This is a genomic window from Brachyspira sp. (assembly GCF_050873525.1).
Lineage (GTDB): Bacteria > Spirochaetota > Brachyspiria > Brachyspirales > Brachyspiraceae > Brachyspira.
The window spans coordinates 1-1,337 of the sequence record NZ_JBNMIZ010000347.1 but is presented as its reverse complement, the minus strand read 5'-3'; the positions used below and the strand labels follow the sequence as shown (position 1 = coordinate 1,337).

Sequence of the window (1,337 nt, the reverse complement as noted above, 5' to 3'; positions counted from 1 at the left end):
GTTTATATTTGACGCTTTTTTATTATCAAATATATTAAAAATTTCTTTATACAATGTTTTACCATTCTAACATTTATTAGGTTATAATTATAATATAATTTTTAAAATTAAATTTAAAAAATATTTTAAGGAGATTAAAATGAATATACAAAAATGCGCGATAATAGGAGCTGGAGGAGTGGGAGCGACTACAGCTTTTACTCTGGTTCAAAGCGGACTATTCAACGAGATAGTTATAATAGATGTCAATAAAAATAAAGCGGAAGGCGAGGCTTTAGATATAGCTCATGGAATTCAATTTACAAATCCCGTCAACATATATTCTGGAGATTATAAAGATTTGCATGACGCTTATTTGGTTATAGTGACGGCTGGAGCGAATCAAATGCCCGGAGAAACAAGAATAGATTTAATAAATAAAAACGCGTCAATATTCAAAAAAATCATTCCGAGCATAACCGAATATAATAAAGACTGTATTTTACTTATAGTTTCAAATCCCGTAGACATTCTTACTATGCTTGCGTTAGAATTAAGCGGTTTTCCTAAAGAGCGAGTTTTAGGAAGCGGAACCGTTTTAGACACTTCGCGTTTAAGATATTTGCTTAGTAAAAAATTGGAAGTCGACAGCAAAAATATTCATGCTTTTATAATCGGAGAACATGGCGACAGCGAATTAGCGGTTTGGAGCAACGCCGATATAGCGGGAATTCATATAGAAGATTATTGCAAAAATATATTCGATTCTTGCGATATAAATTTGGAAGAAATACTTGACGAAGTAAGAAACAGCGCCTATCATATAATAGAGAAAAAAGGAGCTACTTTTTACGGAGTGGCTATGGCGGTTAAAAGAATAGCGCAGGCGATTATAAGAGACGAATATTCTATTCTTCCCGTTTCGCATTTTTTGAACGGAGAATACGGAATAAAAGATGTTTGTTTGGGAATACCTTCGTTAATATGCCGTGAAGGAGTAAAAAAGATTATTCCAATCACTTTAAATGAAAGAGAAAAAACTTATTTAAATGAATCGGCAAATAAATTAAAATCGGCTTATGAGAGTATTAAAAAATAAATTTATAAATGATTTGAAAATAAAAACCGAGTCCTTATAATAAAAGAACTCGGTTATAATTTTCTAAAATTATTATAATTATTCAATCAAACAAATACCTGTAAAAACTATCTTTCTTAAGATAAGGTTTTAATTTTTTCATGTCTATTCTCTTTTTCCGCGTTTATATTCACAGTTTGAGAATTATTAGCTTCGTTCGACATTAATAAATATCCTTTAGTTAATATTTAAGTAATAAATTTAATCAAATTTAATTTAT

1 protein-coding gene is annotated in these 1,337 nt (G+C 29.8%); it reads left to right on the top strand.

Features of this window, described 5'->3' with window-relative positions:
• Positions 1–139: 139 nt before the first annotated feature.
• A complete protein-coding gene (locus ACR0QS_RS13245) occupies positions 140–1,078 on the top strand; it encodes an L-lactate dehydrogenase (RefSeq protein ID WP_432633923.1) in 939 nt (312 codons plus the stop codon).
• The last annotated feature ends 259 nt before the right edge of the window (positions 1,079–1,337 follow it).

Coding starts and splice junctions, on each gene's coding strand:
- ACR0QS_RS13245 (WP_432633923.1), top strand. CDS start 140: ATGAATATACAAAAATGCGCGATAATAGGAGCTGGAGGAGTGGGAGCG.